Origin of the sequence: Xanthomonas hortorum pv. cynarae, assembly GCF_002939985.1 — a bacterium.
Classification (GTDB): domain Bacteria; phylum Pseudomonadota; class Gammaproteobacteria; order Xanthomonadales; family Xanthomonadaceae; genus Xanthomonas; species Xanthomonas hortorum_D.
The window spans coordinates 126056-151589 of the sequence record NZ_MDFM01000011.1 but is presented as its reverse complement, the minus strand read 5'-3'; the positions used below and the strand labels follow the sequence as shown (position 1 = coordinate 151589).

Sequence of the window (25534 nt, the reverse complement as noted above, 5' to 3'; positions counted from 1 at the left end):
CGCTCAATCAGGAGTCTCCTGACAGGCGATGCGGGCGTCAGCAGCCGTTACATTCCGCATCGGCCGGCATGGGCGGCGTTGCTGACCTGGCGACGGCTTCGGCAGCCGGTTGCTGGTGGGACGCGCCTGCCGAAGGGCGGCGCCACTGTTCGCAGTGTTTAACGCCCGGATTGCTAGCATCCGGGCGCGTCACTGGCAGCAGCCCGCCCGCAGGGCTGCAGTATTGGAGTGTCACCTCATGAGGAGTTGTCAGATGCCCTGGAAATCCGCTCTCGCCGTGCTTGCCCTGTCCACCGCCGCCCTGCCGGCCGTGGCCCAACCCGACCGCCAAGTGGTCGAAGACATGCTCACCCGCTCGGCCAATGTCTGCCCCGGCCACAGCACCGACCGCACCTCGCCCACCGTCAAGGCCGTGCCCGTGGGCGCGCTGCGGGTGATGCTGGAACGCGGCCTGGTCATGTGCCCCGACCGCCGCCTCGATGCCGCCGCGCCGGCGGTGTTCTACGGCCGCCTGGGCGTGTTCGCATGGAACCCGGAGGTGCCCGCCAGCTCGGCGGTGATCGTCAAGCAGATCGGCAGCATGACCCGCAACGAGGACTACCCCGTCGAGACCCTGGTGTGGGACGCCAAGGGCACCGCGCTCAAGCAGCAGACCGTGCCGATGTTCGAGCCCAGGCCGGGTGCGGCGGTGTTGTACAAGGTGCGTTGAGGCTGACGCGCGATAGCGGTACCGATTCGCCCGGCTGCACGCAATGTAGTTGCGTCGCTTGCAGTCCGGGCTCTGCCTATACTCAACTCCAGCATGCTGCGCAGGAGGATGCATGAGACACCCACTGGCCTTGGCCGGGCTTGCATGCATGGCACTGGGCTTCTCCGTTCCGGGCTGCAGCGCAACGCAAACAGGCGCCAACACCATGACCAACGAACAAGGGTGCGTCCGGCAACGTGGCGGCCCGCAAGACCCCGGCACCAGCCCGCCGCCGGTGATGGAGGCGTGCCTGGGTCCGTACAAGTTGCAGATTCCCGCCAACTATTTGGACGACCAGATGGGGCCGAACTTCGATGGCAGCTTCGGGCTGTATCTGGAATACCCGGAGTTGAACGCGTTCGCTCCTGGTGAGCGTGCCCACCTGAAGTTGGACGTGGCTACCCGCACCGTCAATATCGGCTATCGCTATCTTGACCGCGTGGACCCCGATGCATTTCTTCGGCGGCAGTACACGCAGGACGGCGCAACGCAGGACACCCCAGAAGCGGATATCAACACGCGCATCAAGGGCGAAGAAAAGGATGGGCTCACGCCTTACTACGCCAACGTCACTGCGTACCGCGAGCACTATCTGACGCAAGGACTGAAACCGTCCAATTCCATCATGGAGGCAAGCTACTACAAGGATTGGTATGTCAGCCGCGACGCACAAGGGAACATCGACATCATCATCAAGTGCACGTCCCGCGAGGTCGAACCGTCCGGCGTGGAGTTACGCGAGGGCAAGCTTGTGCGCAGCAAGGAGCGGGAACTTCCCAGCTGCGAGCACGTGTTCGTCATTCCGGAGATGAAGGTCGCGGTGGAGATCAATTATGTGCGCGTTGCATTGAAGGACTGGAAGAAGATCCAGGACCGCGCGCGCAGTGCATTGAAAGACTTCATGCCGGCGCCCGCCGGCACCTGAGCGCTTGCCAGCGACAAGGAGGTGATGCATGCCAGAACTGACGCAAGACGATCTTCGGATTCTTTCTGCCTATGCGCGGGAGGAGAATCGCGAGCTGTATTGGAACTACCTCGCCCACAAGGATGGCAACGACGGCTACGGGCTGCTTGCCTTAGGTGTGGTGCGCAACGACAACGCGCCCGGAGCGACCGCGAACATCTTCGCCGACAACCGTGCACGCAACGGCGGCATCAGGATGAGCGAGCGCGAATGGAATCAGTTTGGCGTCGACCTCATGCGGCACGATCTGGACGAACGCCGGGGCCAACTGGATGCCGGGCGCCCGGATCTTGCACTCAATCTCCCTGTCCGTGACGTGCAGGACGTGCATGACCGCAGCTTCCAAGCGCACCAGATCGATCCCAACGCCTGGACGCCACGCGAGTTTCTGCAAGCCGCACGGCGCCATGGCGGCGAAGGCGAAGCGGAACAAGCCTGGACGATGATGCTGGACAACACGGCCCTTGGCTTGTCGCGCATGCGCACGACCAGCTGGGACACCATGCACACCTACAACGACCAGGAGCTGGATGCGACGGCGTACATGGGGCACATGGCTGGGGCAAGAACATTGGCAACCCAGGCACTGCCCAACACGGATCCAGACCGGATTGGGGCAGTCAGTTCCTATGCGCTATACGACGCGCGCTCCAAACAATGGACCCAGGTGACCTCAACAGGGGAAATGCCCACATCTCAACCGATTCGAGATCCCACCCAACTGCAGGAGCTCAACGACACGCGCCAACTCAGGCTGGACCGGCAGGAGCTGAGGCGCGAGTTCCATCCCGATGACCCGTATCGCAACCTGCCCATCGTCCGCAGCCCTTACCTGTTGTCCGACAACACGCCGTCCAATGCGCAGGCACAGGCAACGCAGGTAGCGACCGCCGTGTCCGGCGTCACGCCCGACCAACCCGGTCACCCACGGTTCGCGCTGCATCAGCAATGTAGCGCCGGCGTCGATGCACTGGACCGCCAACTCGGGCGCCAACCCGACCAGCGCAGCGCATGCATGACCGCCAGCCTGACCACATTGGCGGCAGCCAATGGGCTCGACCGTGTGGACCACGTGTCTCTAAGCCAAGACGGCAGCGATGCGCAGGCAGGCCAATATGTGTTCGTAGTGCAAGGCGATCCCAAGAACCCAGCGCATCTGCGCGCGCACATGCCAACCGACCAGGCGGTTACGACGCCAGTGGAAACCTCGTTCCGCGAACTGGCGCAGATCGATCAGCGCCAGCAGTTGCAGCAGCAGAACGCGCAGACGTTGGCTCAACAGCAAGAGGCACCAACGCAAGGTGGGCGCACACTGGGCGTTTGATGTTGGTTGTTGGAGCCGGTACCCGTGCGACTTCCTGCCGCGCCAAGTCAGGCAGTTGGGTCTGCGCCACCACCAGCGTGTAGCCGCTGCGCATCGATCTCATCGACAATGCCACGCACCGCGCGGGCGGCATTGAAGATGCTCTCGCCCAGAACCGACAGACTGGTGGCGTCCAGCGGCTTGCCGCTGCACACCGCCACCATGTCGCTTTGCGCAGTGATCGTGCGCAACAGCGTATGGAATCGGTCGATCTGCTCGACGGTGACGCCGAAGGTGAAGTGTTCCTCGTGCGTTTGCGCCCTGCCCTCTGCCGCAGTCGTCTTGCGAGTTTTTGTAGTCGTCATGGCATCCGTCCTCGACGTAAGCGGACGAGATGTCCGCCACTTGAATTTATCCCTTTTTCGGATATTTGAAAAGGGGATATAGCGTCGCAGCAGACTTTCACGTTTGCAGCCATGCCCACCAAGTCGATCCACAAAAAGGATTACGCGATTCTGCTGCGGCAGCTGCGCGAGCTGCGTCTCGCCGCCGGGCTGACCCAGGTCGAATTGAGTACCGCCTTGGGCCGTCCCCAGTCTTATGTCAGTGATGTCGAGCGGGGGGAACGGCGGATGGATCTTCTCCAACTGCGCGACTTCTGCAACGCGTGTGGTGCATCGGTCAGCACGTTTGTGGCCGACTTCGAGCAGGAGCTGAAGTAGCACCCGAGAAACGTGGTGCGGTTGCTTATGGCTGCTTCATTGGCCCGACAGTTGCGGTGAAGTGTCTCGGCTCGCCCGTGATTGGGTCATCGAATGCCAGCGTATGCGCGAAGAGTTGCAGCGGCCGTGCCGGGTCATCGGGCCGCTGATCTTCCAGGTCGGGATAGAAGCGGTCATGCAGAATCGGCGCGCCCAGCGCGGCCATGTGCACGCGCAACTGGTGCTTGCGCCCGGTGACCGGCTCCAGCCGATACGTCCACATGTCTGCGCCGCGCGCGACCACATCGATCACCGTCTCGCTGTTCGGCTCGCCCACGCCCTCGCGCATGCGGAAGAACGGCTCGCCCGGCTCCAGCCGGCTGCGATGCACATACGGAAACATCAGCCCTGGCAGCGGCGGTGCCACTGCCAAATAGTGCTTGCGGATGCGTCGCTCGCGGAACAGCGCCTGGTAAATCCCGCGCGTTGCAGGATTAGCAGAAAACAACACCAGCCCCGCAGTATCGCGATCAATGCGGTGCAGCGGCACCAACGCGGGGTTATCGAAGCGCCGCACCAACCGCGTCAGCAGTGTCTCGCGCACATAGACGCCGGCTGGCACAACGGGCAGAAAGTGCGGCTTGCACGCCACCACCACATGCGCATCGGCATACACCACGGTTTCTGTCGCCGCGATGGCGGGCTCATCCGCAACCTCGCGGAAGTAATAGATCTCCGCACCTAATCGATACGGCGCTGATACCTCCAGCACCTGCTCATTCGCATCCAGCACACGCCCACGCGCGAAGCGGTCACGCCACGTGGCGGCATCCACACTCGGGAAACACGCGCATAGCGCCTCCAGCACCGTCGCCCAGGTTCCCATCGGGAGCTGGAAGTGGCTGGCGGGAATACCATCAAGGATCGGGCGTGTTGAAACCATGGCGACAGCGATTCGCGCTCGAACAGATAGGGCTGGATCGTACTTTGCCCGCGTTTGACTGTTGCTCGGTCTGTGCAGAGGCATGCGCACCTCATCGGTGAAGAATGACTTTCGGGCGATACGCAGGACACCGCATTAGGCAATGCTGCTGCTCTTTGCCAAGAGATGGAACTCGATGCGTCGTCCTACGATCTACGCAGCCGTTGCCTGCCTTGCTGCACTCCTTGCGCCACTTGCCACCGCAGCGCAGACGCCACCGCCGTCATTTACCGCGTGTGCCGACGCTGCGGCGCACACACCATTGGCCGGTAGCGAATGCCTGCTCGCCCAGGTGCCGCTGCGTCACGAAGCACCGGATGCCGGCACCATCAACCTGTTCGTCCGCCGTTTGCCGACACCGGACCAGACCAAGCGACGCGGCGAAGTGTGGTTGATCGCGGGCGGGCCGGGCGAAGCCGGCGCCTCGCTGTATCCAATGATCAGCACTTACCAGCGCGCCTTTCCCGGCTATGACCTGATCATTCCGGACCATCGCGGCACCGGGCGCTCCACCCGCCTGTGCCCTGTGCAGGAAGCGCCGCAAAGCGCAAACGGCGTGGGCCTGGCCGGCGCCGAATGGGGTCCGTGCATCGGCGCGCTCTACGCAGATTCTCAACGCACCAAGGCCTTCACCATTACTGAAGCGGCACAAGATCTTGCCCTGCTGATCCGCCAGCAACGACGCAAGGGCAAGGTGCTGCTGTACGGCGTGTCCTATGGCACGCAGTTGGCACTGCGCACCCTGCAGGTAGCGCCCGTGCCGTTGGATGGGCTGGTGCTGGATGGACTGGTGCCGCCGGAAACAGCCACCCAGTGGGACTTGAGCCACCGCACCACGGTGGTCGATGCGGTAGGCCGCGCGCTGTTGGATGACGCCCACACCGCGACTTATCGCGGCGTGCTCGATCGCAGCGACAGCGCCGCATGGCGCACCCAAATCCCCGGCAAAGACCTCAGGCGCTTTCTCGGCATGCTGCTCAACTTCCCCACCCTGCGCGACCGGATTCCCGCCATCATCGATGGCCTGGCCCGCGACGATGTCACGTTACTCACCGCATCCATCGCCGATCTGCAGACAGCGCTAGCAGCCATGGGCCAAGGCGGCGAGAACCAACCCGCATTGCCGCTGGTCATGCTGATCGCCGTCTCCGAAAACAATGCACGGCCAACCCTCACCCACGAAACCGTCGCGGCCGAAGCCAAGGACGCCCTGTTCGTCAGCCCCATTCCCGGCCTGCTGGTGGACGCCGGCCTGCCCACCTACCCGCGCGACACCTGGTTCGGCCGCAGCCCCACCACCCTGCCGCGCACGCTGATCATCCACGGCACGCTAGACCCCAACACCCCGTATGCCGGCGCGCAGGCGCATGCCGCGCTGCTGAAAGCGGCAGGCCAGCTGACCTTCAGCACCGTTGAGCGTGGCGCGCATCTGCTCGCGTTTGCGGCACCTGAGTGTTTTGCAAGTGCGGTTGCTGATTTTGTGGGGCGCCTGCCGGTTGCCGGCCGTTGTCACGAACCTGGGAAATGACGATGGAACCGCGTACCAAATTACTCTGACGCCATGTATTCGGTTGGACACCAACTCACTGAGTGATAGGGTGATATTTCTGAACTCTCATCACCTCCTGGACCCAGGTTGCATTATTAGACTTTTGTCCGCGTATATATAAACTACGAATCGTTTAAATGGGAGGTATAGCGTGGCAGTCGAAGACGATATTCGGGCATGCCTTGGTGAAAAACTTGCGCAATATGCCGCTAATAAGCATCGAGGTGGGTCTAGCGGCGCTAAGGGCACACGCTACGAAGATCATTTCGCAACATGGATGCTGGTGCAGGCAGCGGCCGCTTTCATCGAAGATCCAAGCACTGGCGATCCACACGTCACGAGTCAGACGCTAGGCTTCGTTGACGATCTACGGGTGTCCTCAAATTTGTCGACGGATTACTTCCAATTGAAGAACGCCGCGACGGTGAGTTGGACATCCGGCGAACACCCAATAGCGGCTGATTTCAATTATCAGTTCTTGCTGTCGAAGCATCGAGGTGAACCCACACCCCGCACGAATCTGACTGTCTCGGACGCGGGCTTGGCTGTGGCTCTTTCCGGAAGTATCCCGGTTGATATTAGGTGCCACACGGCAGTTTTAAATTTCCCCTGGCTGGAGACTACGAATCGACTAGTGCTTAGTCATGCACCGTTACGCGCACTCTTGGAACGATTAGCGCACGTGGAGAATTCACCTCCCGATACACTGGCAGGTGTGTTCTATGCGCTGACAGCTGCTTTTCTTGAAACGCCTGAGGGGGACCGGGTAGGCAACGTGTTAAGCCGGGCACGCAACATGTTCCCCGGGCAGATCCGGATGCTTCCGGCATCGACCGCTTGGGAGGACTCCTTACTCCCCGCCTTTACTGCAGTGCTTGCGGCTATTCAGGGGCTGGAGTATCGTGCTGAGCGTGGGTTTTTCCATTGGTCAGGCTACGGTACGAAAGGTGTCTTCAGTTCCGATGTGGCTAGCGATGTGTTCTTGTCATTCCAGGACATAGTGATTGATTCCCGTCCGTCCACGTTTGAAGCATTCGAAGCCCTACTTCCATGAGCAGAACCTTTACGGTTTTCGCAGAAAAAGATCCTGAAGCGCGTGCGTTGGTCGATGCACTGCCCAGCTTGAAGGGTGATGTCGCAGCCTATCGTGAGACGATGCAGCTTATCGGCCGACATCTAGCTTCAAGTATTCGGCGCGAGCTCGATGGCAGTACTGGACAAATTTGTGTTGTATGCACCGTCGAAGATGCAGACTTCCTGGCTCGCGGTGTACTCGAATTGTTAGAAGAGCATACCTCTGAAGGTCGAGTACGGATGCTTTGCCTCTGGAATCAGCGGGTAAAGTATCAAGGCTTGTCGACATCTCCAGTCGTCCGCAGCTACGAGGAGGATTTCGACCACGGCAATGCGATTTTGATCGTAGTCAAGTCGATCATTTCAGGCGCATGCGTCGTCAAAACCAACCTGACACGCGCCATTTCTCAATCCGATCCCAAACGTGTGTTTATCGCATCGCCTGTCATGTTGGTCGGTGCTGAATCGCGTCTTGCGAAGGAGTTCCCGGAGACCGTGGCGAGAAAATTTGAATTCGTTCATTTTGCTACTGACACGGAAAAAAATGGTGAGGATGTAGTGCCCGGTATTGGTGGGTCAGTCTATGAATTGCTTGGGCTTGGCGAGGGCACTACAAAGAACCGCTACGTTCCGCAAATAGTGCGAGAACGTAGGAGACGTTTTTTTCCTTACCCGCAGTCAACCTAAGCGTAGATAGCCATCGATCAGGCGAACCGACGTATGAGGTAGCTGGCCTTATTTCGCGTATTAGAGCACGAGGCGCGGTCTGCCCGGAATTCACCGCAAAGAAGGGACATCGGTTTTAGCTTAAGCGAATTCTACGACGTTCAGCAGAGTTTGCTGAATACAATGTTGTGCGCTTTAGTGCTATCAGAACAGTGAGCCCTGCAGCGGCGTCCCGGATGGTGTTGCCGTCGGCGCTAGAAAATTTTGGGGAAATCGGGCGTAAGGCAGCACGTTTTTTTACTCAATCGCCACGCCAACTCCCAGATCCTGGCCACGGTCATCAGAGTCAGGTTGAGCTTTTGAACTGCGCGAGCCTTACTTAATATTTGAGCCATCGTTTTCGAGCCGTTACGACCAAGAGGCCTTGACCTCCCGCACATCCCCCACCCGCCATCCTAGCCGCAGACTCAACTGGAGAACACACGATGATGAAGTGGATGGGCACCGCGCTGGCCGCGGCACTGCTGGTGAGCGGTTGCGCCAAGGTGGAGGGCGAGAAGTTCGTCGGCCACTGGGTCAACGTGCAGACGCAGGAAGAGACGATGGACATCGAGCGCAATGGCGAGACCTTCATGGTCCGCAGCACCACGCCGAAGTTCTTCAGCCGCAAACCCAAGACCGAGAGCTACCCGGCGGTCTACAAGGACGGGGCGCTGCAGGTCAGCAACGATGGCGAGACGGTGAACTTCGCCATCGATGAGGCCAACGGCCACCTCAACACCGGCGGCGAGCAGTACCAGCGCGTGCCGGCCAAGTAGGGCCGCCGCTGTCGCCAGCGCCCGCGTGCCGACCACCACCGTCGCACGCGGGCGTTTTGCATTTGTAGCCCTGCCGGTTTGTCAATATCTTTGCAAGCACGTCCGCGAACGCTCTCAACGCGTCATCGTTGGCCCAGGCGGAGTGACTGTCTGTTGCGATTGCTCAAGCGCTTGCTGCTGCTCTCGCACCTGCGATTGAGCTTGATTGATCGATTGCACGCGCTCAAACGATTGGTTTTCAGGTGTTTGCACCGCCTGCATCGTGGCCATGTCGGCACGAAGGTGCGCTGGGTCGCTCTGAATACCCTGAACCAGAAACACCTTTTCTCCGGCCGCAAGCTTGTCTGTTGGGCTATTGAGCAGCACATGGTCCACACGCGTCAGGCCTTCTTCCTTTGCGAGCACAAGCAGGCTGGCCGTCATGCGCTGACTTGATGCATCCCACTCCCGGCCATGCTGCGCATCGAGCTTTTCCACGCCACCTTTGATTTGTTGGTATAGCGCGTGATCTACGTGATCTTGCTGCGTTGGCAGAGATGGCCTTGCCGACAATGGCGCTTGTGAATCACGGCTCGGCACGTCCTGTTTCACATCGTTGACGAGGCTATCCGTACCAGACTCTGGCTCCGGCCTACCGTGTTTGCGCTGCAGTGGTCCAATGTGCTTGTCGTAATAGTCCCCGTAATACTGCTCGTACGTCTTACTCGGCCCAACGGAAGGCTGCTCAGTCTTGAATACCTGGGCAATCTGATTCAACGCTGCATCACGCGTGATTTGGCCTGCCATTTGCTGATCAGCAATTGCTTCGTACTGCTTTGGTCTCGTACCGCTACCAGCGATACCGATATCGGGACCTTGATGATTCAGAATCTCACGCCGGACCAACGCGTTACTGAGTGTTGCGGCAGCTTCGCCGCGCAGCATGTTGGTGACGTATGCATGTTTGGAGGAATGATCAGGCTGCTCGGTAAACCGATGGTGTCCAATTTCATGAGAGAGCGAACGGGCGATGCGCGCACCTTGCCCGATTGCATTTTCGTCAATGACCACTTGCGTGCGGGGAACCAGATAAGTTCCGGCACCAGCGGCTCCCCAGACAACACCGACATTATCCCGGTTGAGCTGCGCAAGACCTGCTTGAAGTGTGGGCGACTGTTGCAGGAAAGGTATCACCGCGGGATCTGACAGTGGCGAGGACGGCTTCACGGCCGCGGCTCCTGGCGTGGATTGCTGTGGCTGGGGATATTTCGACTCGTCGGTGCTTTCCATCATGCACTCCTTTGCAGGGGTCCAACTAAGCAACTTACTGCTTGCTGATTGTAATAAAGCTTAGGTTGGCCTGATCTTTAGTCAGCCCAAGGATGACGGTGACCTGTCCCCTCTGAAGCGACCAATAGGCGCTCGAACCCGCTGCGTCTGGCCGCGGCGGGTAGAGCAGCGCATCTGGCCAAGGCACATCCTCAAGCGCCGGGCCAGGCGCAGAAAAGTCGAGCACCAGCGTCGCATGCGAAGGGGCGTCCTGCGTGCTACGGAGCTCGATACGCTGCAAGGCCGCACCGGCCAGCACACCACCCTCACCGACCCGCACCACCATCGCTTCTTGCGATTGACGAGGGCCAAATTGTGTTTGAAGCTGGGCACTGAGTGCTGCGACATCTTGGAAATCGGTGCCGATCAAACGATCCACATCTTGCTTGAGGCGTTCCGTCATGTCTTTGCTCCTGGTTTCAATCGGGGGCTTGGCAGCTGCTACAGCTGAGTGACTGCGTGGAGTGCCAGAAGCACATCCCGAAGGGAGGGTGCATGCCAGCAGCCCAAGCGGCAACAAGATTGCTCGCGGGAAGGCTGCATGTCCCAAGCCAAATGGCAGACCATGTGATCCCCGAATGCGAAGGGCCATTTCTTTATCCCGCGCTAGAACTGTCGTGGAAATCTAGCACGGCAATATCCACCTGGAATAACCAAAGCGCTGCCGCCAACGGCGACAGCATGTCGGGAGGTTCGAACTTTTTACGGTCTGCAGGCGTTGCACGGTATCGTTTGTATCGGCGGCTCCAACGCCCAACGGCGAAATGATCCTTGCTTGCGCGAATCGCGTTACCGGCCGTCGATGGCGCTTGCACCCGGGCTTCATGGGGTGGAATGCGCCGGATCAGGCTGAGCGTTCGTGCCGGATCAGCTCACTTTTTGATCCATCACCGATACGCCTTAACCCTTTCTACATTCCCTACCCGCCATCCTCGCCGCAGCCTCAACTGGAGAACACACGATGATGAAGTGGATGGGCACCGCGCTGGCCGCGGCACTGCTGGTGAGCGGTTGCGCCAAGGTGGAGGGCGAGAAGTTCGTCGGCCACTGGGTCAACGTGCAGACGCAGGAAGAGACGATGGACATCGAGCGCAATGGCGAGACCTTCATGGTCCGCAGCACCACGCCGAAGTTCTTCAGCCGCAAGCCCAAGACCGAGAGCTACCCGGCCGTCTACAAGGACGGGGCGCTGCAGGTCAGCAACGATGGCGAGACGGTGAACTTCGCCATCGACGCGGCCAACGGCCACCTTAACACCGGCGGCGAGCAGTACCAGCGCGTGCCGGCCAAGTAGGGCCGCCGCTGTCGCCAGCGCCCGCGTGTGGACCTTGCCGGTCGCACGCGGGCGTTTTGCATTTGTGGCTCTGCCGGCGGCGGCGATCGGCCCGCGCCTGCCCCCAAAGAACGCCAAGCCTGATGCACCGCCCGTCGCACCGCCCACTCTCCCCTGCCATCCAGCGCGCGCAAGCCTTACAGTGCGCAGGCACGCCAGGGTCATGGCGCTGCCCGACCGATCAATCCAGCAACTACGAGGGTGTCATGAGCAAGGGGATGGACCAGAAAAAGAGCCAGAAGAAAGAGCCGGCCAAGACGCTGAAGGAAAAGCGCGCGGCCAAGCAGGAAAAGAAGGCCAAGTAAGCCACCCGGCCTGCCAGACGGCGAACGGGGTCAGGCGGATCGCCTGACCTCGCGTTTTTAGGGCTAACACCAGGCGTTGAGCACGCGCGTTCCGCCTGTTCGTCATGAGCCGCTAGGCCATCGATCTGAGCGACCAATAGCACCAGCGCCTCGCGGCACTTGGCTGCTTTGCAGGGCAAGGCGATCACACCGGCAGTTTGGTCGCCACGATCCACATGGATGGGCTTCAACGACGCCTGGTTTCCGCTACAGCGATGGCCCAGCTCGGACGCTTCATACCGCCATGCCACGAAACGTCTCCAGGATCCGCGCTGCGTCCTGGGAAGGCGGCAGGCCGAAGGTGCGTGCGTATTCCCGGCTGAACTGCGTTGCGCTTTCGTAGCCCACGTCCAGGGCGGCGGCGGTGACGCTCTTGCCATGCGCGGTGAGCAACTGGCGCGCCTGCAGCAGCCGCAGTTGCTTTTGGTATTGCAGCGGGCTGAGCGCAGTTGCCGCCTTGAAGTTGCGATGAAACGCCGATTCGCTCATGGCCGCCTGGCCGGCAAGCGTGGCGATGCGCAGGGGTTGGGCGTAATTGGCGCGGATCCAGTGGATCGCCTTGCGCAGCCGTGCCAGCGTGGAATCCGGCGTTGCCACGGCCCGCAACACGCCGCCCTGCGGGCCCTGCAGCGCGCGGTACAAAATCTCGCGCTCGTAGGCAGGCGCCAGTGCCGGGATATTGGCGGGGCATTCCATAAGGCCCAGCAGGCGCACCCAGGCGCCCAGCATTTCCCCGGTCATGCTGGCGACGCAGAACGACAACGCATCGGCGCCTGCCGCTGAGGTGGCGGCTTGCGCGGGTAGATCGTGCAGCAGGGCGGCGATGGTTTCCGGGTCGAGCGTGAGGCTGACCGCAAGATAGGCAGCACCGTCCGGTGCGGGGTGCACCTTGCCGATGGCGGGAAGGTCGACGGTCATGACGAAGTAGCTCGCCGGGTCGTAATGCAGCGTGCGGTCTCCCACCGTCATCGACTTACCGCCCTGCAGGATCAGGTTGATCATCGGGTCGTAGACCGCTGCCAGCGCGTGCTCTGGCACCTCGCCCTTCACCATCGCCACGCGCGGGATGCCGGTCTCGGTGCGGCGGTTTTGGGCATGCCGGGTGAGCCGCTTGAGCTCGATAAGTGCTGAATTCATTCGTTATCAGACTACGCGGCGGCCCGCCCGACAACCGCAAAAGCAGGATCAGGCAGGCCCGTGCCGGCTTCAGGCAGGCACCCCGGCGCCCTGCCCTCTAGCCTGAGGACACCTTCAGACAAGAGCGCAATGCCATGAATATTGCAGTCATCACCGGCGGTAGCCGCGGTATCGGTGCCGCCACCGCGCTGGCCAGTGCCCGCCGTGGCATGGGCGTCATCCTGACCTATCACCAGAACCCACTTGCGGCCGAATCGGTGGTGGCGCGCATTGCGGCCGATGGCGGCAAGGCCATCGCGTTACCGCTGGATGTGGCCGACACACGCAGCTTTGCCGGGTTCGCTGCGGCCGTGCAGGAGACGCTGCACACGGTCTGGCAGCAGGACACCCTGGCCGGGCTGGTGAACAATGCCGGCTACGGGGTGTTCAACCCGATCGAAACCGTCGATGAGGCGCAGTTCGACGGTCTGTTCAACGTGCATCTCAAGGGGCCCTTCTTTCTCACCCAGGCGTTGTTGCCGCTGCTGGGCCGCGGCGCGGCGATCGTCAACCTCACCAGTGCCACCACGCGCGTGGCGTTTGCCGGGGTTGCGCCGTATGCCGCGTTCAAGGGCGGGTTGGAGGTGCTCAGCCGCTACATGGCCAAGGAGTTCGGCGAGCGCGGCATCCGCGTCAATGCGGTCTCGCCGGGGCCCATTCGCACCGAACTCGGCGGCGGGCTGACGCCGGACTTCGAAGCCATGCTGGCGGCGCAGACAGCGCTGGGCCGCGTTGGAGAACCCGAAGACGTTGCCAACGTCATCGCCATGCTGCTGTCCGATGATGCGGCCTGGATCAACGCCCAATCCATTGAGGTTGCCGGTGGGTATCACGTGTAAGCCTTACCCGATCACAGTGCTCTTTTGCCGATAGCACGCACGACATCCAACTTTCTCAAGATCGCGGCAGGAAGCGTTGCGCAGCAGAAGCACGGCGAGTGCCCGCAGGCTACGGTACGGATCAAGCCGCCAGCCGCTTGATCCGTGACGGCAGGTCGCCCAGCGCGCGGTGCGCTTCTTCCAGCTCGTAGTCGGCCTGCAGGCCCAACCAGAAGCGCTCGGTCGTGCCCAGCGCCGCGGCCAGGCGCACGGCGGTGTCGGCGGTGATGCCGCGCTTGCCCAGCACGATCTCATTGATGCGGCGCGGCGGCACGGCGGTGGCCCGCGCCAGTGCGTTCTGGCTGATGCCCATCGGCTCGAGAAACTCTTCGAGCAGGATTTCGCCGGGGTGGATGTTGGGTAGGACTGTCATGGACAGATGCCTCTTGCTCAGTGGTAATCGACGATTTCGACCTCGGCGACATCGCCCTCCATCCATCGGAAGCAGATGCGCCATTGGTCGTTGATCCGGATGCTGTACTGCCAGCGCCGCTCGCCCCTTAACGCTTCCAGCCAGTTGGCAGGTGGAATACGCAGATCGTCGAGGTGCGCGGCAGCGTTAAGCATGCGCAACTTGCGGCGCGCGACCGACTGGATGTCGGACGGCACCCGGCGGGAGCGCTCACCCAACCAGATCTTTTCGGCTTCCTTGTCGACAAAGCTCCTGATCATGTGCTGACCATAACGTGATCCGTTATATGACGCAAGCCGTTATGGCTGCAAGATCGACCGTGCCGCCGTGCCGCTTTGCCGAAAGCTCTGGAGCGGCGCAACCTCCATCAAAACAATGCACCCTGCACCGGCTCGCTGGGAGTGGCTCAAGAACCGGCACTGGATGAGGAGCACGGCTTGCCCGACGTCTTGGCGCTTCCTGCATCACCTCGATCTAGCGCAAGTCGTCGCCGGTGCCGTCCGCCCGGTCTCCTGCATCAAGCTGCTGCAACACGCGATCGAAATCGCTCACGAACAGCTGGTCCTGCACGATGCGGTACTTTTCGAACTCGCTTTCCGCATGCGCTTTGGCGATCTCGGCGGTGACGCGCCCTGCGTCCTGCAACACCTGCCGGTCAGTCGCTTCGATGAAACGATTCAGACGCGTTTCCCAATCCTGCATGGTCATCGGGATCTGCCGCAGCGCCATGTCCTCGGCCAGGTCCAGATAGGCCGATACAAGGCGTTGCAACTGCGCCATCTCGCCGGTGGTCAGGTAGTTCTTGGCAACCGCCACATCGAACTTTTGGATCTTCCCGCGCGGTGCATCGGCCCAGGTGGTCAGGCCCATGTGCTGCTTGCCCGCATCGGCGCGGTGGTAGACGACTTCTGCTGCGGTTTGCCCGTGGATGGCCCAGTGCAGCTTGTTCTGCACCGTGGCGAAGAACCGTTGGGTTGCCTGCGCCGTGGCGTCGTAGTCCAGGGCGGTGGCGTAGATGTCGGTGATCTTCTGGTAGAACTTGCGCTCGGAGAGACGGATCTCGCGGATGCGCTGCAGCTGCTCTTCGAAGTAGCGCTTGCCGAGCACCGTGCCGTCGTTCTTCAGGCGCTCGTCGTCCATCGCGAAGCCCTTGATCGTAAAGGACTCGATGATGGTGGTGGCCCACTTGCGGAACTGCACCGCGCGCTCGGAATTGACCTTGTAGCCCACGGCAATGATGGCCGCGAGGTTGTAGTGCTTGGTGTCGTAGCTCTTGCCGTCGGTGGCAGTTATTCGAAAATTTCGAATAACTGCATCTGCCTGCAACTCGTTGTCAGCGAACACCTTTTTCAGGTGGTAGTTGATGGTGTGGGTTTCGACATCGTAGAGCTGGGCCAGCATCTTCTGCGTCAGCCAGACGTTTTCGTCGGCATACGCCGCCTGTACGCCGCCCTCGCCTGCGGCGGCCACGAAGGTCAGGTATTCGGCCGCCGACGAGCGGACGAGAGAAATTTCATGCTTTTTCGCCATCGATGCCTCCCATGCTGGCGATACCGCACAACCAGGCGTTCTTCGGCCAAGAGGTTATCCGGGCACGCCCGATGACGGTGATAGGCGAACGTGCCGTTCTGCGGTAAGTGATGTTGCCATTGCGCCGGCTTGCGTCCATCAGAACAACGACCCCTGCACGGGCAACGCAGTGGGTGGTTCTGTTGCTGGCTTGGCGGGTGCCGCCTGCTGCTGCGCACCCAACCGCCACGCCAGGCCCGAGATGCGTGCGGCGTGCCGGGCGAGCGCGGCGCGGATGACCGCTTCGCTGCCGGCCAGGTGCAGGGCGCGGCGGGCGCGGGTGATGCCGGTGTAGAGCAGTTCGCGGCTGAGCACGCGGGCGTCGCGGGTGGGCAGTTGCAGCCAGACGGTGTCGAACTCGCTGCCCTGGGCCTTGTGCACGGTCATGGCGAAGGCGCTTTCGTGCGCGGGTAGCGCGGCGGGGTGGAAGCCGCGCACCTGGCCGTCGCCGTCGCCTTCGAACCAGGCGACCAGCGGGGCTTGGGCACGGCTGTCTGTGCTTGGGACGTGGCGGTTGGCGGTGCCGCCGGACTGGCCTGGCCCTGAAGACGGCGTTTCGTCGCTGCGCCCCGAAAAGGGACTCGCATCGCTTCGCAGGCAGATGCCGACATCGCCATTGAACAGGCCGTGGCGGTAGCTGTTTTCGGTGATCAGCAGCAGGCGGCCCTGGAACCACGGCGAGGCGCTGCCGAGACGGCGGGCGCCGGAGCCGGTGTCGGCCAGCAGTTGTTCGATACGGGCGTTGAGGCCGCGTGCGCCCTGCGGGCCGGCGCGCACGGCGGTGAGCAGGCGCAGGCGCGCGGCATCGCGCAGGGCGGCGGCCGGGTCGTGCGCGTCCGCCAGCGCGCGCCAGTGGGCGAGCAGTGCGTCGCGGCCCAGGGTGAGCGGGTCTTCGCCGTCTTCGTGGAAGTGCACGCCGGCCAGCTCGCCGCTGCGCAGCAGGGCGAGGGCGGTGTCGGCGTCGCCGGTGCGGATGGCGTCGGCCAACGGGGTGAGTGCAAAGTTGTCTGCTTGGCGGTAGCCGCGTAGCAGGTGCACGCGGTGGCCGGCCAGGCCGCCGGTGTGGGTGTGGCTGACGGTCTGGGTGCTGGCAGGCGTGCTGCCAGTGGGCGCGCTGCCGAGCAGCGGTTGCAGCGCCTGTGCGTCGTGCGGCTGCAAGGCGTCGCCCGGGCCGGCGGCCTGCAGGATGGCGGCGAGCACGTCGCCGGCTTCCACCGAGGGCAGCTGGTCGGCGTCGCCGAGCAGGATCAGCTGGGTACCGTCGGCCACCGCTTCGACCAGCTTGCACATCAGCGGCAGGTCGACCATGGAGGCTTCATCGACGACGATCAGGTCGAACGGCAGCGGGTTGTCGGCGGTGTGGCGGAACTGCGGGGAATCCGGGATGACGCCGAGCAGGCGATGCAGGGTGCTGGCGCCGGTGGGCAGGGGGTCGGCCAAGGCAGGGTCGATGCCGTGGGTGATGGCGCGCGATACGGCGGCGCGCAGGCTTTCGGCCATGCGCTCGGCGGCGCGGCCGGTGGGCGCAGCCAGGGCGATGCGTGGGGCCGGGGTGTTGGCTGCCTGGGCTTGCGCGATGCGCAGCAGTAGCAGGCGGGCGATGGTGGTGGTTTTGCCGGTGCCGGGGCCGCCGGTGACCAGCAGCAGGGTGCGGCGCAGGGCGAGGGCTGCGGCTTGGGCTTGGCGGTCGATGGATGGCTCGGGCAGGCCCGTACCCTCACCCGCCCTTCGGGCACCCTCTCCCGGGGGGAGAGGGGTTGGGTCCGTGGGGAGAGTGGCTGAGGTCGCGTTTGGGAATAGCTGCGCGAACAGCGGCGCTAGTGTGGCTGCGTCGAACGGGGGCGGCGACTGGGCGGCGATGCGTTGCAGGCCTAGCGCCAGGCGGCGTTCGTACTCGCGGTAGCGGCGCAGGTAGAGCAAGCCGTGTTCTAGGACCAGCGGGCAGTCGGCGGCGGCCGGGTCTTCAGGATGCGGTTGGTCGACCCAGCGCGAGGCAGCCAGGGTGCGTTGCCAGTCGGTGGGATCTGGGAAGGTGGGCGATGGGCCGTCGCGCGCGTCCAGCAGCATGGCGGCGCGGGTGGGGTCCAGCCCTGCGTGGCCGCTGGTAACGGCCAGCGAGGCGAGTGCGGCGCCGGCCAAGACCAGGGAGTCGGTGTCCGGGGCCAGACGTTGCAGGCTTTGGGCGAAGGCGAGATCCAGCGTGCGTAGGGCGCCGGCCTGGTTGAGGGCGGTTAGGAGGTTTGGGTGGTTCATGGGGTGGGCGTTCCCATGGTGGACGTACCCTCACCCCAACCCCTCTCCCGAGGGGAGAGGGGCTTTAAGGCGTCACTGGAAAGAGGCTCCGTGGGATTGCCGGCGAACAGGGCGTCCAGGGCTTGGACCAGCGCCGGGTCGAAGCGCCAGGCGTGGATGCCAGGCACAGGCGTGTTGGGTGCAGGCGTGTCGGACATGACGTCGCTGGCGGGGTCGGAACCGGAGACGGAGCTAGCGCCGTTGACGGAGTCGGAGTCGAAACCGGAACCGAGGATGGAGCTGGAGTCCGCTGCGGGGTTACGGGTGGCATCCAGGCCGCGGCAGAACAGGTAGCGCACGCCGCCGAAGTCGCGGGCGTAGTCGTAGGCCTCGCCCAGGCGGAAACGCAGCCAGCGGTGCAGGGCCACGGTGTAGATCAGCGCCTGCAGCTCGTACTCGCTGTGCGCCATGGCGCGGGCCAGGGCGTCGGCGTCGTAGCTGGGCAGGCGGTTGGATTTGTAGTCGAGCACGTACCAGCGGCCGTCCACGGTGTAGGTGAGGTCGATCAGGCCGGTCATCAGGCCTTCCAGCCGCTGGCGCGCGCCGAAGGCCTGGCGCTCGCCGACCACGCCGAAGCGATGCAGCAGTGCGAGCAATGCCTCCACGCGAGTGGGCCGCATGGCGAAGTGGAATTCCATCTCGTTGCGGCGCTGCGGCTCGGGCACGGCGGCCAGGGTGGTGCCTTCGGGCAGGGCGACGGTGAGGGTTTGGCCGATCAGGGCGGTGAGCATGGCCAGGCCGTCGTCCAGTTCGTCTTTGGTGTAACCGCCGCGTTGCAGCGCCTCGAGGATGGCGGCGGCCTGGCCCTCGGGTGCGGGCAGGCCGGGCCGCCAGGCCTGCCAGGCGGCGAAGTCGCAGCGCTCGAATACGTCGTGCATCACCACGCCGAAGCGGTTACCGGCAAAGCGCGGGTCGAAGGCGTCGACCTCGGCGGCCACCGCGATCGCCTCGCTGCCGGACGGCTCGTCGCTGCCGCCGCTGCCGACCACCGTGGCGCTGGCCATCGGGTCGGTGGCAGCGCCGGCATCGGCATTGGCCAGCTGGGTGAAGCTGTAGACCCACCACTCGGGTGCGATATGCCGCTGCGGGGTGCGCGCCGGCGGCACCTGTGCCTCGATCGGTGGCGGCAGGCGTGGCAGGGTGGCGGGCGGCGTGGACGTGTCGACCACCACTGCGCCCTCGCCGGCCGCGCCCTGCAGCGCGTCGAGCGCGCGCAGCATGCCGGACAAAGCCGTGCGCTCGTGCTGGTGGAAGGGGCCGCTGGCGATCCACAGCGCGTGCTCGGCGCGGGTCAGGCCGACGTAGAGCAGGCGGGCGTCTTCGGCGCGTTGTTCCTGCTTCCAGGCGGCTTCGGCGGCGCTCCAGGTTGGATCGTCTTTATCAGTCTTCCAATGCAGCTGGCGTCCGAGGTCCGGCGCGTGCACCACGCAATGGCGGCCGGCGCCCTTGTCGCTGCGGCCGATGTCGATGTAGGGCAGGAACACCAACGGATATTCCAGGCCCTTGCTCTTGTGCAGGGTGACGATCTGCACGCGGCGCGCGTCCGATTCCAGCCGCAGCTGCTGGGCTTCGTCGTTGTCGTCGGCATTGGCGATGCGCCGCGACAGCCAGTCGACCAGGCCGTGCGGGCCGAGTGCGCGGGCGTCGGCCTCCTGCAGCAGTTCGGCCAGCTGCAGGTAGTTGGTGAGGCGGCGCTCGCCATCGACCAGGGCGAGCAGGCGTTGCCCGTGCGCGGCACCCAGGTCGCCGATCAGGGCGAGCGGGCCACCGCGTTGCCAGCGCTCGCGCCAGTCCATTGCCTGTTGCTGCCAGCGGCGGTGACGCTCGCCATCGTGCGCGAGCGCGGCGATGGCGGCGGCGTCCGCGCCGATCAGCACGGTGGCCAGCGCGGCGCGCAGGCGGCTGTCGTCGCCCGGGTCGAGCAAGGCCTGCAGCAGGGCCAGCAGTTCCAGCGCTTCGTCGGTGGCGAACAGGCTCTGCTTGCCGGCGGCAACCGCCGGAATGCCCATCGCGCCCAGTGCCTGCTGGATGCGCGTGGCCTCGCCATGGCTGCGCACCAGCACGGCGATATCGCCGGCCTGCACCGGGTGGCCATTGACGGTGGCGGTGCCGTCGCGGCCACCGGCCAGCCAGCCGCGGATGGCCGCGACGCAGGCGGCGGTGGCCAGCTCGCGGGCGCGGCCGGCGCTCCAGGGTTTGGGCTTTCCTTTGATTGGCGGCGGCGGTTCCGGCGCGCGCCACAGCGTCAGCGCCGGGGCGGGGCCGCCATCGCGTTGCAGGTCGGCATCCACCCGCTTGGTGCCGGGCCGCACCGGGTGGAAGGCGATGCCGTCGGTGAGGAAGGCCTCGCGGTAGCCAGCCTGCGCGTACAGCGCGTCGATTGCCGCCAGCACGCCGGGGCGCGAGCGGAAGTTGTGGCTCAGCGGCGGGGCAAGTTCGGCAGTGACCGCGGCGGCCAGATAAGTGCGCACGTCGCCGCCACGGAAGCCGTAGATGGCCTGCTTGGGGTCGCCGATCAGAAACAGCGCCGGCTCCAAATCGGCAGCGCGTGCGAGCGGGCCTTCGCCGAACACGTTGGAGAAGATCGCCCACTGGCGGTCGTCGGTGTCCTGGAATTCGTCCACCAGCGCGATGGCGTATTGCGCGCGCAGCCGTGTGACCAGGGCCTCGGCTTGCGCGCCTTCCAGTGCGTGCGCAACGCCATCGACCAGGTCGTCGTAGGTCTGCACGCGGCGCTGGCGCTTGAGCAATGCTAATCGTGCGATGGCATCGTCGCGCAGTGCGTGCAGCAGACGGATGCGGCGACGGGTGCGCCATTCTTCGACACGGGCCAGCGCGGTGAGATAGCCGTCGATCTCGTGGCTCAGCGGCGAGGCCGGTGTGCGCTCAACGAACTTCTTGTTGGTGCCGGCGGCCAGTTCCGCGGCGGTGAGTTTGATCAGCTTGGGGTGCGGCGCGGTGTGCGTCGATGGCGCGGCGGCGAAGCTGTCGAACCAATGCCACAGCGATGCGAGCCACTCGGGCTTGTAGCTGACCTTGCTCAGGATGCCGCCGTCGATGGCGGACATGATCGCTTCGAAAAACGCGGTGCCGTGGGACTGGAATGCGGCGGCCAAGGCGGTGCTGGCGTCTTGCACGGCCTGCAGCAGCGCGGCCGCATCGTCGGTGGTTGTGGCCACCGCCGGCAATAGCGTCGGATGACGGACCAACGTGCGCAGATCGCTGGCCAATGCATCGGGGCCGCCCGACCACAGCGCGATCAGGTCTTCGGCCATCGCCGCATCGGCGGCGCGTTGGCGCCACAGATCTGCAGCGACTTCGCCCAGCAGTTCGCGGTCGTTGGCGAGCAGTTCCGGCGCGGCGAAGGCCTGGCCGCTTTCCAGCGCATGTTCGCGCAGCACGCGCGCGCAGAAGCCGTGGATGGTGAAGACGGCGGCCAGGTCGATTTCTTCCACCGCCTGCTGCAGGCGGCGGCGTAAGGCGGCGGGTGTTTCGGTACCGGTGGCCAGGTGGGTGGTGAGGATGGCGCGGGTGAGGAGGACGTCGGGCGCTTCCTGCAGGAGCGGCCCTGGCCGCGACGGGTCGTCGGCGAGGCCGGTCGCGGCCGGGGCCGCTCCTACGGGGGCGGTGAGTGTTTCGGTGCCAGGGGCCAGGTGCGTGGCGAGAAAGGCGTCGGGCGCTTCGTGTAGGAGCGGCCCTGGCCGCGACGGGTCATCGGCGAGGTCGGTCGCGGCCGGGGCCGCTCCTACGGGGGCGTCGGGGACCAGGGTTGCTGCCAGCACCAGGCGCTCGCGGATGCGGCGGCGCAGTTCCTGGGTGGCGGCTTCGGTGAAGGTGACCGCGAGGATCTGACCGATGCGCAGCCCGCGCTCGACCACCAGCCGGGTGAACAGGGTGGCCAGGGTGAAGGTCTTGCCGGTGCCGGCGCTGGCCTCGATCAGGCGTACGCCTTGCAACGGCAAATGCAGATACGGGTCGGTAACGGGGCCGGTGCTCATTCGACCTCTTCCTGCGCGCCGTGCCAGTGGCGCCAGCTCTCGATCAAACGCTCCGGATCCAGCGTGGCGTCGGCGTTGCCGCATTCGAGCAGGTCGTACACACGATGGCTGGTGATGGCGAACTCGGCGAAGCGCTGCGCATCGGCGAACGGGTCGCGGCCGCGGTTGACCAGGCGCAGCTCCGGGCTGTGCGATTCGCTCCAGCCGAAGCTGGATTGCCACTGCCCGGCGGCGTCCTTGATGGCCTTGTCCAGATCGTCGCTGCGCGCGGCCTGGTGATATTTCCAGCTGCTGTAGGGCGCGAACGCCAGCGGCGTCTGCAAGCCCTGCCAGTAAACCTGCAGCAGTTCGGCCAACGCGGTTTGCGCCCGCGTTTGCGACAGCGGTTCGGGGTCGATGGGATGCGGGCCCAAACCGTCTTCGTCTTCGAAGAAGCGCACGTAGGGCGCGTGTTCGCCGGCGGCGCGCAGCAGCAGCCATTCCAGGCCGTGGCGGATCGCGCTGCGGCCACTGAGCGCACCGACCTGCACCCGCCCTACGCCGCTCGCATACCAACCTGGCACGCGGCCATGCACCTCGACATCGCCGATCTGCACCTGCAGGCGGCGCGACTCGGCCGGCGCCTCGCCACGCCATTGCCGGAACGCCTCGGCATAAGGGCGCAGTTGCGCCACCCGCTCATCGAGCTGGCGACGCCCCAACGGGCCGGACGGCAGCAACGCACGTGCACGCAGACGCTCGTAAAGCCGCTCGGTGTCGCCGGCCAGCGCGGCGTCGAAGACATGCTGCTGCAGGCCGTATTGATCCAGCCCGCGCGTGGGGGCGAGCAAGGGTTCGAGGTCGCTGTCTTCGCCGGCCGGATCGGGCAGACGCATGCCCAACCGATGGCGCAGAAACTGCCCGGCCGGGTCGGCGAACAGGCGGCGCAGCTCGTCGATCGAGACGCTGCTCGGCACTGCGATGTCATCGGCCGGCAACGCACCGGCCACCCACGGCGCGAGCGGCTGGCGCTGGCCGACCAGGCTGTCCACCGCGGGCCGCCATTGGCGGCGATAACTGAAGCGGCGCGGGTCGGCGCCGTGATCGCCCGGCGCACCGAACGCGGCGGCGGCGAATGGCTGCAACGGGTGATGCACGACCAGCGTATCGATGGCCTTTGGGTCGGCGTGATATTGCGCGGCGCTGGCCAGCAATTCGCTGACCAGCACCGACGGTTCGCGTGCGCTGCCATCGCGCGCATCGGCGCCGAGGTAACTCAGATAAAACACTTCCTGCGCAGAGGCGAACAACTGCAGAAACAGAAAGCGGTCGTCCTCGCGCGTTGAACGATCGCCGTGGCGGCGGCGCTCGGTGCCCAGCTCTGCAGTGAGGCGATTGAGTCCGGCAGCGGGGTCGCGACGCGGGAAGTCGCCGTCGTTCATGCCGAGCAGGCAGATCGCGCGGAACGGCAGCAAGCGCATCGGCACCATGCGGCCGAAACTGATGCCGCCGGTGAGCAGCGGCGCGCGCGTGTCCGACTCGCCCAGCACTGCGGCGAAGTGCGCACGCACCACCTCGGCGGGAACTTTGCCGGCGTACTCGGCGCGCACTGCGTCGCGGGCGAATTGGTAGATCAATGTGCGCAAGCGATCCAGCGCGCGCTGCGCACGCGGTGCCGAGGGCGTGGTCGGAATCAGCTCTTCCAGCAGGCCGAGCAGACGCTCGCGCCACTCGACCGGCGTCTTCGCTTCGGCAAGTAACGATTGATGGCGTTCGAGCACGCGCAACAGCTTCAACAAGGTATCGAGTGCGGCCAGCGCGCTGCCTTCCAGCTGCGGCCATGGCGCCACGCCCTCGATATCGTCGTCGGCGCCGCTGGCATGGCCGAGCAGCAGCCGGTCCAGCGCGAAGCGCCAGGTGTAGGCGTCGTCGCTCGGTGCCTGGTGCTGACGCCGATGCGCCGCATCCAGCCCCCAGCGCGCGCCGGCCGCGTGCAGCCAGCCGCGCAGGCGTTCCAGCCCGGCTTCGTCCAGGCCGGCGGCCTCGGCGATCGGCGCACTGGCCAGCAGGTCGAGAATCTCGTGCAGGCCGAAGCGTGCAATCGGCAAGCCGAGCAAGGTGAGGAACACCTCGGCCAGCGGCTCGCTCGCCAACGGGCTGGCATCGGCCAGCGCATACGGCAGCGCGTCGTCGTTGCCGTGGCTGCCGAACACCGCGTCCATATACGGCACGTACGGGTCGATATTTGGCGACAGCACCGCGATCTCGCGCGGCTGCAGCGGCGGGTCGAAGCGCGCATCGTCGAGCAAGGCGCGCAGTTGGTCGTGCAGCACCTGCAGCTCGCGCAGGCGGGTGTGGCAGGCGTGCACCTGCAGGCTGGGGTCGTGCAGATTCACCGCAGGCAACAGTGCCGGCACCACCGGCGCACGACGATGGAACAGGTCGCTCTGCATGCGCCGCAGCAGGCTGTCGCCCAGACCACCATGGGCCAGTGCGCGGCGGCCGGACTCCAGCGGATCGGCGTAGGCGGCGATCTCGGCCAGCGGATGCACTACCTCGTAATCGCCGACCAACGCCATGAAATCGCGCCCGGCCGCGCCCCAGGCCTGCAACAGCGGGTTTTCCTGCACCTGCTCGGCGAACAGCTGCACCGCGCCGTCTTCGCGGCGGCGTTGCCACAAGGTTTGCAGATCGCCCCAGTAACCTTGCGTCGGCGTGGGCAGATAGAAATGCAGCGTGCCTACGCGCGCTTGCGTGGCCAGCACGCGCAGCACGTCGGGCGAGATGTTGAGGATGGCGAAGGCAAACAGGCGCTTCGGCAAGCCCTGCGGCAGCGGACCATCGGCCCGCGCAAACCGATCCAGATACTGGCCGATGCGGCGGGCGCGGTATTGCCGCCCGGACGCGATGCTGCGCCACAAGCGCGCCTGCGGGTCGTCGGGGTCGGCGCCGCCTTCCCAGCGCAGCAACCAGTCGCGTCGCCAGGCCTGGTACTTCTCGAACACGTTGCCCAGCTCGCCGGCCAGCGCCCAGGGCTTGAGCGCATCGCCATCGGACAAATAACCGGCCAGCGGCGCCAACGCCGCATCGCTGCCCAGATCGGCCTGCAAGGCGTCGTACAGGCGCCACTGCGTGGTCGCCATGTCCAGATCGTCGTCGGCCGGGCCGAGATTGCATTCCAGCGCGCGCGCGACGAATTCGCCGGGGGTGAGGAATTCCAGATTCGCTGCAACACCGTGCTCGGCCGCCAGCGTGGACTGCAACCAGCGCCGCATCGCCACCTGCGGAATCAGCACCACCTCCGGCTGCAACAACGGCTGCTCCGGCACCGGCCGGCGCAGCTCCTGTGCGAGCAAGGCGGCCAGCGTATCCAGCGCGTTGGACGGGTACAAACGAAAATCGGGCGCCGGCATCATCGGCCCATGATGCCGTAGCGTGGT

General features: G+C 64.7%; 21 protein-coding genes. 10 read left to right on the top strand and 11 right to left on the bottom strand.

All coding sequences use genetic code 11. The annotated features are described in order from the left end of the window. The first annotated feature begins 253 nt into the window (after positions 1-253). From XcyCFBP4188_RS09975 to XcyCFBP4188_RS09965, 3 genes are all read left to right on the top strand, one after another. Positions 254-709 (top strand): hypothetical protein, encoded by a 456-nt coding sequence (locus XcyCFBP4188_RS09975; protein ID WP_167393526.1) that lies wholly within the window; start codon positions 254-256, stop codon positions 707-709. Positions 710-914: 205 nt separating this feature from the next. After that, on the top strand, positions 915-1673 hold the full coding sequence (locus tag XcyCFBP4188_RS09970; RefSeq protein WP_104592046.1) for a hypothetical protein: 759 nt from the start codon (positions 915-917) through the stop codon (positions 1671-1673). Between the two features lie 28 nt (positions 1674-1701). After that, a complete protein-coding gene (locus XcyCFBP4188_RS09965; RefSeq protein ID WP_104592037.1) occupies positions 1702-3036 on the top strand; it encodes an XVIPCD domain-containing protein in 1335 nt (444 codons plus the stop codon). A gap of 47 nt (positions 3037-3083) precedes the next feature. On the opposite strand, the gene XcyCFBP4188_RS09960 is transcribed toward XcyCFBP4188_RS09965, so the two are convergent. Next, positions 3084-3380 carry a hypothetical protein gene (locus XcyCFBP4188_RS09960; protein WP_104592036.1) on the bottom strand — a complete coding sequence of 99 codons (297 nt, stop codon included), beginning with the start codon at positions 3378-3380 and terminating at the stop codon, positions 3084-3086. 111 nt (positions 3381-3491) lie between these two features. Here XcyCFBP4188_RS09960 and XcyCFBP4188_RS09955 point away from each other — a divergent pair, with 111 nt between their 5' ends. Continuing rightward, entirely contained in the window at positions 3492-3737 is a 246-nt protein-coding gene (locus XcyCFBP4188_RS09955; protein WP_014509625.1) for a helix-turn-helix domain-containing protein, read from the top strand. 25 nt (positions 3738-3762) lie between these two features. Here the strand turns inward: XcyCFBP4188_RS09955 and XcyCFBP4188_RS09950 are convergent, their stop codons facing one another. Next, a complete protein-coding gene (locus tag XcyCFBP4188_RS09950) occupies positions 3763-4659 on the bottom strand; it encodes an RluA family pseudouridine synthase (protein WP_104592035.1) in 897 nt (298 codons plus the stop codon). Between the two features lie 175 nt (positions 4660-4834). Here XcyCFBP4188_RS09950 and XcyCFBP4188_RS09945 point away from each other — a divergent pair, with 175 nt between their 5' ends. The 4 genes from XcyCFBP4188_RS09945 to XcyCFBP4188_RS09935 all read left to right on the top strand — a co-directional run bounded on the left by XcyCFBP4188_RS09945 (position 4835) and on the right by XcyCFBP4188_RS09935 (position 8805). Continuing rightward, the gene (locus XcyCFBP4188_RS09945; protein WP_104592045.1) at positions 4835-6226 is read left to right on the top strand and encodes an alpha/beta hydrolase; all 1392 of its coding nucleotides are present in this window, start codon (positions 4835-4837) and stop codon (positions 6224-6226) included. A gap of 172 nt (positions 6227-6398) precedes the next feature. Further along, positions 6399-7301: a hypothetical protein gene (locus XcyCFBP4188_RS22580; RefSeq protein WP_146094045.1), complete on the top strand. Its 903-nt coding sequence runs from the start codon at positions 6399-6401 to the stop codon at positions 7299-7301. Continuing rightward, the gene (locus XcyCFBP4188_RS22575; protein ID WP_146094044.1) at positions 7298-8008 is read left to right on the top strand and encodes a hypothetical protein; all 711 of its coding nucleotides are present in this window, start codon (positions 7298-7300) and stop codon (positions 8006-8008) included. The genes XcyCFBP4188_RS22580 and XcyCFBP4188_RS22575 overlap by 4 nt, the downstream gene beginning before the upstream one ends. 464 nt (positions 8009-8472) lie before the next feature. Beyond that, a complete protein-coding gene (locus XcyCFBP4188_RS09935; RefSeq protein WP_104592033.1) occupies positions 8473-8805 on the top strand; it encodes a hypothetical protein in 333 nt (110 codons plus the stop codon). A 114-nt stretch (positions 8806-8919) separates the two neighbouring features. Here XcyCFBP4188_RS09935 and XcyCFBP4188_RS09930 read toward each other — a convergent pair whose 3' ends face one another. Continuing rightward, on the bottom strand, positions 8920-10074 hold the full coding sequence (locus tag XcyCFBP4188_RS09930) for an XVIPCD domain-containing protein (RefSeq protein WP_233397261.1): 1155 nt from the start codon (positions 10072-10074) through the stop codon (positions 8920-8922). A gap of 34 nt (positions 10075-10108) precedes the next feature. After that, complete coding sequence (locus XcyCFBP4188_RS09925; protein ID WP_104592032.1) at positions 10109-10516, bottom strand: hypothetical protein; 408 nt, start codon at positions 10514-10516, stop codon at positions 10109-10111. A gap of 558 nt (positions 10517-11074) precedes the next feature. Here XcyCFBP4188_RS09925 and XcyCFBP4188_RS09920 point away from each other — a divergent pair. Beyond that, positions 11075-11407 (top strand): hypothetical protein, encoded by a 333-nt coding sequence (locus XcyCFBP4188_RS09920; RefSeq protein ID WP_104592031.1) that lies wholly within the window; start codon positions 11075-11077, stop codon positions 11405-11407. Between the two features lie 617 nt (positions 11408-12024). Here the strand turns inward: XcyCFBP4188_RS09920 and XcyCFBP4188_RS09910 are convergent. Further along, positions 12025-12927 (bottom strand): AraC family transcriptional regulator, encoded by a 903-nt coding sequence (locus XcyCFBP4188_RS09910; protein ID WP_104592030.1) that lies wholly within the window; start codon positions 12925-12927, stop codon positions 12025-12027. A gap of 134 nt (positions 12928-13061) precedes the next feature. Between XcyCFBP4188_RS09910 and XcyCFBP4188_RS09905 the strand changes: the two genes are divergently transcribed. After that, positions 13062-13805, top strand: a complete 744-nt coding sequence (locus XcyCFBP4188_RS09905; protein ID WP_104592029.1) for an SDR family NAD(P)-dependent oxidoreductase — start codon at positions 13062-13064, stop codon at positions 13803-13805. A 121-nt stretch (positions 13806-13926) separates the two neighbouring features. Here XcyCFBP4188_RS09905 and XcyCFBP4188_RS09900 read toward each other — a convergent pair whose 3' ends face one another. The 6 genes from XcyCFBP4188_RS09900 to recC all read right to left on the bottom strand — a co-directional run bounded on the left by XcyCFBP4188_RS09900 (position 13927) and on the right by recC (position 25510). Continuing rightward, complete coding sequence (locus tag XcyCFBP4188_RS09900; RefSeq protein WP_055829449.1) at positions 13927-14217, bottom strand: HigA family addiction module antitoxin; 291 nt, start codon at positions 14215-14217, stop codon at positions 13927-13929. A gap of 17 nt (positions 14218-14234) precedes the next feature. Continuing rightward, entirely contained in the window at positions 14235-14516 is a 282-nt protein-coding gene (locus XcyCFBP4188_RS09895; RefSeq protein ID WP_104592028.1) for a type II toxin-antitoxin system RelE/ParE family toxin, read from the bottom strand. A gap of 214 nt (positions 14517-14730) precedes the next feature. Then, positions 14731-15786: a virulence RhuM family protein gene (locus XcyCFBP4188_RS09890; RefSeq protein WP_104592027.1), complete on the bottom strand. Its 1056-nt coding sequence runs from the start codon at positions 15784-15786 to the stop codon at positions 14731-14733. A gap of 138 nt (positions 15787-15924) precedes the next feature. Continuing rightward, positions 15925-18078, bottom strand: a complete 2154-nt coding sequence (gene recD, locus XcyCFBP4188_RS09885) for an exodeoxyribonuclease V subunit alpha (protein WP_104592026.1) — start codon at positions 18076-18078, stop codon at positions 15925-15927. Continuing rightward, entirely contained in the window at positions 18075-22115 is a 4041-nt protein-coding gene (recB, locus tag XcyCFBP4188_RS09880; RefSeq protein WP_104592025.1) for an exodeoxyribonuclease V subunit beta, read from the bottom strand. The genes recD and recB overlap by 4 nt, the downstream gene beginning before the upstream one ends. Next, a complete protein-coding gene (gene recC / locus XcyCFBP4188_RS09875) occupies positions 22112-25510 on the bottom strand; it encodes an exodeoxyribonuclease V subunit gamma (protein WP_104592024.1) in 3399 nt (1132 codons plus the stop codon). Before recC ends, recB begins: the two co-directional genes overlap by 4 nt. Positions 25511-25534 lie beyond the last annotated feature (24 nt).